This is a genomic window from Pseudomonas sp. NFACC02 (assembly GCF_900110765.1).
Lineage (GTDB): Bacteria > Pseudomonadota > Gammaproteobacteria > Pseudomonadales > Pseudomonadaceae > Aquipseudomonas.
Genome location: NZ_FOEO01000077.1, coordinates 1 through 9,113, shown reverse-complemented (window position 1 = coordinate 9,113; position 9,113 = coordinate 1). Strand labels below are relative to the sequence as shown.

At 60.3% G+C, this 9,113-nt stretch carries 6 protein-coding genes and 1 tRNA gene; 6 read left to right on the top strand and 1 reads right to left on the bottom strand.

The window, feature by feature from the left end:
- From BMY73_RS28450 to BMY73_RS27405, 4 genes are all read left to right on the top strand, one after another.
- On the top strand, nucleotides 1-241 hold a 241-nt coding region (locus BMY73_RS28450; protein WP_218190175.1), incomplete at its 5' end, for a hypothetical protein.
- Between the two features lie 37 nt (nucleotides 242-278).
- A tRNA-Met gene (locus tag BMY73_RS27415) sits at nucleotides 279-355 on the top strand.
- A 331-nt stretch (nucleotides 356-686) separates the two neighbouring features.
- Complete coding sequence (gene mprF, locus BMY73_RS27410; RefSeq protein WP_092411046.1) at nucleotides 687-3,329, top strand: bifunctional lysylphosphatidylglycerol flippase/synthetase MprF; 2,643 nt, start codon at nucleotides 687-689, stop codon at nucleotides 3,327-3,329.
- Nucleotides 3,329-4,630 carry a virulence factor family protein gene (locus BMY73_RS27405; protein ID WP_092411044.1) on the top strand — a complete coding sequence of 434 codons (1,302 nt, stop codon included), beginning with the start codon at nucleotides 3,329-3,331 and terminating at the stop codon, nucleotides 4,628-4,630. Before mprF ends, BMY73_RS27405 begins: the two co-directional genes overlap by 1 nt.
- Before the next feature lie 186 nt (nucleotides 4,631-4,816).
- Here the strand turns inward: BMY73_RS27405 and BMY73_RS27400 are convergent, their stop codons facing one another.
- Nucleotides 4,817-6,715, bottom strand: coding sequence for a potassium transporter Kup (locus BMY73_RS27400; protein ID WP_062382774.1), 1,899 nt, complete (start codon nucleotides 6,713-6,715; stop codon nucleotides 4,817-4,819).
- Nucleotides 6,716-6,986: 271 nt separating this feature from the next.
- Here BMY73_RS27400 and rimO point away from each other — a divergent pair, with 271 nt between their 5' ends.
- A complete protein-coding gene (rimO, locus tag BMY73_RS27395) occupies nucleotides 6,987-8,324 on the top strand; it encodes a 30S ribosomal protein S12 methylthiotransferase RimO (protein ID WP_092411042.1) in 1,338 nt (445 codons plus the stop codon).
- Nucleotides 8,325-8,435: 111 nt separating this feature from the next.
- Nucleotides 8,436-8,891: a GNAT family N-acetyltransferase gene (locus BMY73_RS27390; RefSeq protein WP_062382779.1), complete on the top strand. Its 456-nt coding sequence runs from the start codon at nucleotides 8,436-8,438 to the stop codon at nucleotides 8,889-8,891.
- Nucleotides 8,892-9,113 lie beyond the last annotated feature (222 nt).

The window sequence follows — 9,113 nt, the reverse complement described above, 5'->3', positions numbered from 1 at the left end:
CGGTTCAAATCCGGCTCCCGCAACCAAACATCAAAAAAGGCTACTCGAACGAGTGGCCTTTTTTGTGCGCGCGGGTTTTTCCGACCGCACCTCCACGCTTCATACCACTGAAACATTCCCCGCTCACGATGGCGACCTGCCAGTTGTTGCCTGCCGGGATAAAAGCCTTGTCCGGCGGTCACTTGAGCGTACCGACATGACGAATGTGGTTATTTTGTCGCTCCCAAGCATTAAAGGTTGACACTTCGTCGTTCGACTGTAGAATGCCGCCTCACAGACGCGGGATGGAGCAGTCTGGTAGCTCGTCGGGCTCATAACCCGAAGGTCGTCGGTTCAAATCCGGCTCCCGCAACCAAACGTCTAAAAAGGCTACTCGAAAGAGTGGCCTTTTTTTTGCCTGGATGAAACACGCCCGAACAGCATGACCAAACGCTTGTCACACTGGGTTGTCGATAGGGTTTGTTTTGGGCGGCTTGTTACCATATGTTGCCGGGCGCGACAGTTTTTGCGCTCCCGGCCGATACGCTTGCCAGCAACTGAACCTAGACTGAACGGTCACCAAGACGTATCCGCTGTATTCGCCCGTTAGACGTTGAAGCGCTAACATCCTGAATTATTTTTTGCGTAGGGATTGGTAACTTGTCTGTATACCCCCATCCTGTCGCGCACGATCCAAGGAGTGATTGATGCGCGCTAACCCATCCGACACAAACGAAGCAGTTCCGGAGAATACTCCGATCCCCCCTGCCCGACTGCGCGTGCGCGATCTGGTGAGCAAGTATCGTCAGCCTATCGGGCTGGCCGTCACCATCCTCTTGTTCGCCCTGGCGCTGATTGCCTGTCGGCACATGCTGTCCGAACTCGACATTTATGCCCTGCAGGACTCCCTGCTCAGCGTCCCCTTGCCGTCGCTGGGCGGCGCGGTTCTGGCGACGGCCATCGGTTTCACCATCCTGCTGGGTTATGAGTGGTCCGCCAGCCGCTATGCAAACGTCAATCTGCCCGCCAGGTCATTGGTCATGGGCGGCTTTTGTGCATTTGCCATCGGTAATGCCGTAGGCCTGTCAATGTTGTCCGGCGGGTCTGTGCGTTACCGCCTGTATTCCAGACTGGGACTGGGCGCGGGCGAAGTGGCCCACATGACGCTGTTCGCCAGCCTTTCGCTGGGTTGTGCGCTTCCGCCATTGGCCGCGCTGGCAACCTTGAGCGACCTGCCTGCTGCGTCGCTGGCGTTGCATGTGTCGGTGCCGGTTCTGGCAACGATCGCGGTTGCGGTGTTGGCGATCAGTCTGCTTCTGGGCGTCGCGGTTTATCGTCGTCGCCTCCCGGAACAGACCATCCCGCACAATCTGCTGGTGCGCGCCGGCCGCCGGACATTGCGTCTGCCGGGCTTGCGCCTGACCTTGATGCAACTGGTGATTACCGCGCTGGACGTAGCAGCAGCCGCCGCCGTTCTTTATTTGCTCCTCCCATCTGCTCCACCGTTTGGCGCGTTCCTGCTGGTGTACCTGTTGGCGCTCGCGGCGGGCGTGCTGAGCCATGTCCCGGGCGGCGTTGGCGTGTTCGAAGCCATCCTGCTGGCCGCCTTTGCCGATGAACTCGGTGCCGCGCCACTCGCGGCAGCCCTGCTGCTGTACCGCCTGATCTACGTCGTTCTGCCGCTGCTGATTGCATGTCTGGTGCTGCTGTACAGCGAAGCCAAACGCCTTCTGTTTGCCCGTCAGGCCATGCGCGTGGCCTCAGGATTGGGCGCCCCCATTCTGGCGTTGCTGGTGTTTCTTTCCGGTGTGGTTCTGCTGTTTTCCGGTGCGACGCCTGAGATCGATACGCGCCTGGAAAGCCTCGGCTTTTTGATCCCCCATCGCCTGATCGATGCTTCGCATTTCGGCGCCAGCCTGATCGGCGTGCTGTGTCTGTTGCTCGCTCAGGGCCTGCGTCGTCGCCTTTCTGCCGCCTGGATGCTCACCACGATTCTGTTGTTCGTCGGTTCCATCCTGTCGATCCTCAAAGGCTTCGACTGGGAAGAAGCCAGTCTGCTGTTGTTGACTGCCTGCCTGCTGGCAATCTTCCGTCGTTCGTTCTACCGTCCGAGCCGATTGCTTGAGCTGCCATTCTCGCCGCTGTACCTGGTGGCCAGTGTCTGCGTGCTGGGCGCCTCGGTCTGGTTGTTGCTGTTCGCCTATCAGGACGTTCCCTACAGCCATCAGTTGTGGTGGCAGTTCACCCTTGATGCCGATGCGCCGCGCGGCCTGCGCTCGGCACTGGGCAGCGCGGTGCTGCTGGTCATCGTTTCGCTGACCTGGCTGCTGCGCACTGCACGTCCGCAAATCGACTTGCCGGACGAAGCGCAGTTGGCGAAGGCCGCCGAGATCATCAAGGCCTCCAACCAGCCTGACGGTGGTCTGGTGCTGACCGGCGATAAAGCGGTCCTGCTGCACCCCGATGGCAATGCCTTTCTGATGTATGCCCATCGCGGCCGCAGTCTCGTCGCGCTTTACGATCCCATCGGCCCGGTTCAGCAGCGCGCCGAACTGATCTGGCAGTTCCGTGACCTGTGCGATGTGCACCACGCCCGCCCCGTGTTCTATCAGGTTCGCGCGGAGAACCTGCCCTTCTACATGGACATCGGCCTGACGGCGATCAAGCTGGGCGAAGAGGCGCGCGTCGACCTGCACAAGTTCGACATTGACGCCAAAGGCAAGGAAATGAAGGATCTGCGCTACACCTGGAACCGAGGCGGTCGCGACGGTCTGTCACTGGAAATCTATGAAGTCGGCCAGGCACCGATGGATGAACTCAAGGTGATTTCCGATGCCTGGCTGACCGGTAAGAACGTGCGCGAGAAAGGCTTCTCCCTTGGCCGTTTCAGCCTGGATTACCTCAAGCATTTCCGCATCGCCATCGTCCATTTCGAAGGCAAGCCCGTCGCGTTTTCCAACCTGCTGGAAACCTCTCGTCACGACCTCGCCAGCCTCGATCTGATGCGCTCGCATCCAGACGCGCCGAAGCTGACCATGGAGTTCATGATGGTCGGACTGATTTTGCATTACAAAAAGGAAGGTTACGCCCGCTTCAGCCTGGGCATGGTGCCGTTGTCGGGCCTTCAGCCACGGCGTGGCGCCCCATTGACCCAGCGCCTGGGTTCGATGGTGTTCAGCCGTGGCGAGCAGCTCTACAACTTCCAGGGCCTGCGCCGCTTCAAAGACAAATTCCAGCCTGACTGGGAACCTCGTTATATGGCTGTGCCCGCAGGACTCGATCCGCTCGTGGCACTGGCAGATACCGCCGCCCTGATCGCGGGCGGCCTGACTGGATTGGTGAAACGCTGATGATTCAACGCTACTGGCGCTTTTTGCTCGCAGCCCTGGTAATTCTGGTGGTGGCATTAGGGTTCTGGCTGTGGAACCGCCCTGCCGCACAACCGACACTGGAACACATGACACTGGAAGATGGTTCGGCGCTGATCCGCGCCACCCCGTCGACCAAGGTCAAGACACGGGTCGCACTGGCCGTAACGACAGACGATGCGATGACCGAAAAGCAGGTCCTGGCGCTGAGCTACGACGCCTCGGCTCAAGTCATTCAGGTCGTCCTGCCGAAGAGTGACTGCGAACTGCAAGAGAAAACGTTCAGCGCCGCGCTGCAGAAGCTCGATGGCACTCCGGACGTGGTGGCCGGCATCAGCGCTGGCGGCTCGGTGGCGTGGAACTGGCTGGCGAATCAGAACAGTGACAAAGCCCAGGCCATCTCGGTGAACTTTGTCCTCAATCAGCCTGATTGCAAGGTCCCTCCGCCGAAAGCGGCCGCCCATGGCAAATGGACGGTGGCCTGGAATGACGGCCCGGACGACGACACCGCGGTCTTCGTGCGTGATACGCCAAACGCCGAAACAAAAATCAGCGACTACGACATCAAGTACCCGCAGATTCTGAACACCGAAGTCCGTCATTTGCTGATCCCCGATGACTCCAGCGGCGGCCTGAACATCCCTGTGGTAGAAGTGCCGTCGAGCCAGCCATCGGACACTGTCACCCTGTTCCTCTCCGGAGACGGCGGCTGGCGCGACCTGGACAAAGACGTCGCAGGCGACATGGCGAAGTCCGGCGGCTATCCGGTGGTCGGTATCGACACCCTGCGCTACTACTGGGAACACAAGTCACCCGAGCAGACCGCCACTGACCTGAGCGAATTGATGGCCCACTACCGGCAGAAATGGGGTGCGAAGCACTTCGTCCTGGCGGGTTACTCGTTTGGTGCCGACGTTTTGCCGGCCATCTACAACCGCCTGCCGGAAGAAGACAAAGCGCGGGTCGACGGCATCATCCTGCTGGCTTTCGCTCGAAGCGGAAGCTTTGAAATCGCGGTAGAAGGCTGGCTCGGCGCGTCCGGCAAAGAAGCGGCGACCGGCCCGGAAATGGCCAAGCTGCCAGGTGACAAGGTGTTCTGCGTCTACGGCGTTGAAGAGAAGGACGAAAGTGGCTGCACCGAAGCCACCGCCCCAGGCCAGAAACTGCAATTGCCGGGTGGCCATCACTTCGACGAGGACTACCCCGCCCTGGCCAAACGCCTGATCGCCGTCATCGACAAATGGAAAGGGAAGGAAACGCCGGAGTCGACCAGCGCCGAGTAAATCCGGCACAAAAAAATCCCCGCACTCTCACGACTGCGGGGATTTTTTTATGGTTCCAGATACGCCAACCGTAGGTGCTGCCGGAGGTTACGACAGTGGCGAACGCGGTCTGTCAGTTCATGCGTATGTCGCCTGACATAACCGCATCGCGACCACGCTCACACCTACGGCCGGGCACAGCAGCGACTACATCTCCACCTGTGTGCCCAACTCGATCACCCGGTTGTAAGGCAGCTTGAAGAAACGCAGGTTGCCGTTGGCGTTTTTCAACATGAAGGCGAACAGCCCTTCTCGCCAGCGGGCCATGCCTTTCAGTTTGGTGGACACCACGGTTTCGCGGCTGAGGAAGTACGTGGTCCGCATCGGACTGAAGTCCAGATCAGGCAGATGACACAGTTTCAGCGCCGCCGGCACGTCCGGTTCATCGATGAAACCGAAGTGCAGAATGACGCGGAAGAAGCCCTCGCCATACGCCTCGACTTCGAAGCGCTGGGCCGCCGGAACCCGCGGTGCGTCCTCATAGACCACTGTCAGCAGCACCACCTGCTCGTGCAGCACCTGATTGTGCAGCAGGTTATGCAACAGGGCGTGGGGCACCGCATCCGGGCGGGCGGTCAGGAAGACCGCCGTACCCTGAACCCGATGGGGCGGTTGCACGCGAATGCTGCTGATGAAGATCGGCAATGGCAAGCCGCCTTCGTCGATGCGGTCCACCAGCAACTGCTTGCCACGCTTCCAGGTCGTCATCAGAACGAACAGCGCGATACCGGCCAGGAACGGGAATGCCCCGCCCTGCACTACCTTCGGCACGTTGGCGGCAAAGAACATACCGTCGACGAACAGACAGCCCACCAGGATCGGGACAGCGATCAGCGGTGGCCACTTCCACGCCAACAACATCACCGATGCAACGAGGATGGTGGTGCAGAGCATCGTGCCGGTCACCGCGACGCCGTACGCCGAAGCCAGTGCGCCGGAAGACTCAAAGCCCAGCACCAGCAGAATCACACCCACCATCAGCGCCCAGTTCACGGCACCGATGTAGATCTGCCCTTGAGCATCACTTGAGGTGTGCTGGATATACATGCGCGGGATATAACCCAGTTGTATCGCCTGCAGCGTCATCGAGAACGCGCCGGAGATCACCGCTTGCGACGCAATAATGGTCGCCAGCGTGGACAGGCCGATCAGCGGCAGCAATGCCCAGCTCGGCGCCAGCAGGTAGAACGGGTTACGCACGGCTTCCGGGTCCTGGATGACCAGCGCGCCCTGACCGAAATAGTTGAGCACCAGCGCGGGCAGTACCAGACCGAACCAGGCACGTGAAATCGGCTTGCGTCCAAAGTGGCCCATGTCCGCATAAAGAGCTTCGGCACCGGTCAGCGCCAGCACCACAGCGCCCAGCACCGCCACACCGATTCCGGGATGGTCGATGAAGAAGTGCACGGCCCAGACTGGATTGACCGCGTGCAGCACTTCCGGCTGACGCACGATCCCGAATATGCCGAGCGCGCCAAGGGTCACGAACCACAGCACCATGATCGGACCGAACATCACGCCGATCCGCGCGGTGCCATGGCGTTGAATCAGGAACAGCGCCACCAGCACGATCAGGGCGATGGGCACGACCCAATGATCCAGGCCGTCAAATGCCAGTTCCATCCCTTCAATGGCCGAAAGCACCGAAATCGCCGGAGTGATCATGCTGTCGCCGTAGAACAACGCCGCACCGAACAGACCGAAAACGATCATCGTTGCCTGCAGTTTGGGGAATTTGGCCGACGCTCGACGGGCCAGTGCCGTGAGGGCCATGATGCCGCCCTCTCCGTCGTTATCGGCGCGCAGCACCAAAGCCATGTACTTGAATGACACCACCCACACCAACGACCAGAAAATCAGCGACAGGATGCCCAGCACCGCATCGTGCCCGGCCTGTACGCCATACCCCCCGACAAACACTTCCTTGATCGTATACAGCGGGCTGGTGCCGATGTCTCCGTACGCCACCCCTACCGCGCCTACCAGAAGACTCAGTGGTTTCGCCGTTTGATGTCCGGTCTCGACCTGACTCGTTGCGTGACCCATTTACCACTCCTGAAACCATGACTCGAGCACGACGGTGCGGTGCTGTCTGATGGACCTGTCCCACACCGGTAAATTCCGATGAGCCCGGTCGACGCCTGCCGCCGGGCTCAAGGCGCGAAGCATAGCGCAGCACTCGTCGTAATTCTCGGTATAACACTGGTCAATCGTTCGACTGATCGCTAGAATTGCGCACTTTTTGATCAGAGGCGCCCCCAGCGCCCAATCAATGCCTCGGCCAGTCGCCCAGGCATACCTACGCCGAGGTTAGTCAATGTCCACCGTCACCACGTCTGCCGCCCCCAAGGTCGGCTTTGTCAGCCTCGGTTGCCCGAAGGCTCTGGTCGATTCCGAACGCATCCTGACCCAGCTGCGCATGGAAGGCTATCAGGTCGTGCCGACCTACGAAGACGCCGACGTGGTGGTGGTCAACACCTGCGGTTTCATCGACAGCGCCAAGGCCGAATCCCTGGACACCATCGGTGAAGCCATTGCCGAAAACGGCAAAGTGATCGTGACCGGGTGCATGGGCGTGGACGAAAGCGTCATCCGCAACGTCCACCCAAGCGTGCTGGCCGTGACCGGTCCGCAGCAGTACGAGCAAGTGGTGAACGCGGTCCACGACGCCGCGCCGCCGAAACTCGATCACAACCCGCTGATCGATCTGGTGCCGCCGCAAGGCATCAAGCTGACTCCGCGTCACTATGCGTACCTGAAGATTTCCGAAGGCTGCAACCACAGCTGCAGCTTCTGCATCATCCCGTCCATGCGCGGCAAGCTGGTCAGCCGTCCGGTCGGTGACGTGCTCGACGAAGCCCAGCGCCTGGTCAAGGCCGGTGTCAAGGAGCTGCTGGTGATCTCCCAGGACACCAGCGCCTACGGCGTCGACGTCAAATACCGCACCGGGTTCTGGAACGGCCAGCCGGTCAAAACCCGCATGACCGAACTCTGCGTGGCCCTCAGCTCGCTGGGTGTCTGGGTCCGCATGCACTACGTTTACCCGTATCCGCATGTCGACGAAATCATCCCGTTGATGGCCGAGGGCAAGATCCTGCCGTACCTGGACATCCCGTTCCAGCACGCCAGCCCGAAGATTCTCAAGCTGATGAAACGTCCGGCCTTCGAAGACAAGACCCTGGCGCGCATCAAGAAATGGCGCGAGCAGTGCCCGGACCTGATCATCCGCTCGACGTTCATAGTCGGCTTCCCGGGTGAAACCGAAGAAGATTTCCAGTACCTGCTGGACTGGCTGACTGAAGCGCAGCTTGATCGCGTGGGTTGCTTCCAGTATTCGCCAGTCGAAGGCGCGCCCGCCAACCTGCTGGACGCTTCGATCGTGCCGGAGGATGTGAAGCAGGACCGTTGGGACCGTTTCATGGCGCACCAGCAAGCCATCAGCGCCGCACGCCTGCAGATGAAAATCGGCAAGGAAATCGAAGTGCTGATCGACGAAGTGGACGAACAGGGCTTCGTCGGCCGCTCCTTCTTCGATGCACCCGAGATCGACGGCAACGTTTTTGTCGAAAGCGATCGCGATCTGAAACCCGGCGGCAAGGTCATGTGCCGCGTGATCGATGCTGACGAATACGACCTGTGGGCCGAACCGGTCTAAGCGCTGATCCGGCCAAGCGTCATGACAGCCCCGCCCTTCGAACGGCGGGGTTTGTTTTTTCTGGCTATCGTCTCCACATCAGGACAACGACAAAACAGGAGAAGCGGCAACATGACCCACCATTCGGTCATTTACCTGCCCAAGAAGCACGATTACGCCGAACTGGCCCGCGTGTGGGAGGCATCGGTTCGCGCGACCCATGACTTTCTGCCGGAAAACTACATCACCCTGCTCAGGAACCTGCTGGAAACGCAGTACCTGGACTCGGTGAACCTGTTCTGCACCCGTGACTCGCACCTGAACATCACGGGCTTTGGCGGGACCACTCCCGGCAAACTGGAGATGCTGTTCATCGCACCGGATTATCGGGGCATGGGGCTGGGCAAGAAGCTGCTGGACTACGCGATCGAGCACCACCGCGTGACCGAGCTCGACGTGAACGAGCAGAACCCGCAGGCCCTGGGGTTCTATGAGAAGCAGGGGTTCGTGCAGGTGGGGCGCTCCGAAGTGGACGGTTTGGGACGGCCGTATCCGATGCTGCGGATGCGCCTGAAACACAAACATTGAATGCAACGCGTGGGCCTGCAGCCGCCGGCTTGCTGGCAAACGCGTCGAACCCGACACATCGATGTTGCCGGGTCTTCAGCATTCGCCAGCAAGCCGGCTCCCACAGTATCCGCGTCGTGCTCACGCATTTGAAACGACGCGGATCTTGTAGGAGCCGTCCGAGGTTACGAGGGCAGCGAACGCGGTGTGTCAGTCACTGTTGATGGTGCTGACCCTCCGCGT

Bases quoted from the DNA above. Each gene is read 5' to 3' on its own strand.
- BMY73_RS27405 (WP_092411044.1), top strand. From the start codon at position 3,329: ATGATTCAACGCTACTGGCGCTTTTTGCTCGCAGCCCTGGTAATTCTG.
- rimO (WP_092411042.1), top strand. From the start codon at position 6,987: ATGTCCACCGTCACCACGTCTGCCGCCCCCAAGGTCGGCTTTGTCAGC.
- BMY73_RS27400 (WP_062382774.1), bottom strand. From the start codon at position 6,715: ATGGGTCACGCAACGAGTCAGGTCGAGACCGGACATCAAACGGCGAAA.
- BMY73_RS27390 (WP_062382779.1), top strand. From the start codon at position 8,436: ATGACCCACCATTCGGTCATTTACCTGCCCAAGAAGCACGATTACGCC.
- mprF (WP_092411046.1), top strand. From the start codon at position 687: ATGCGCGCTAACCCATCCGACACAAACGAAGCAGTTCCGGAGAATACT.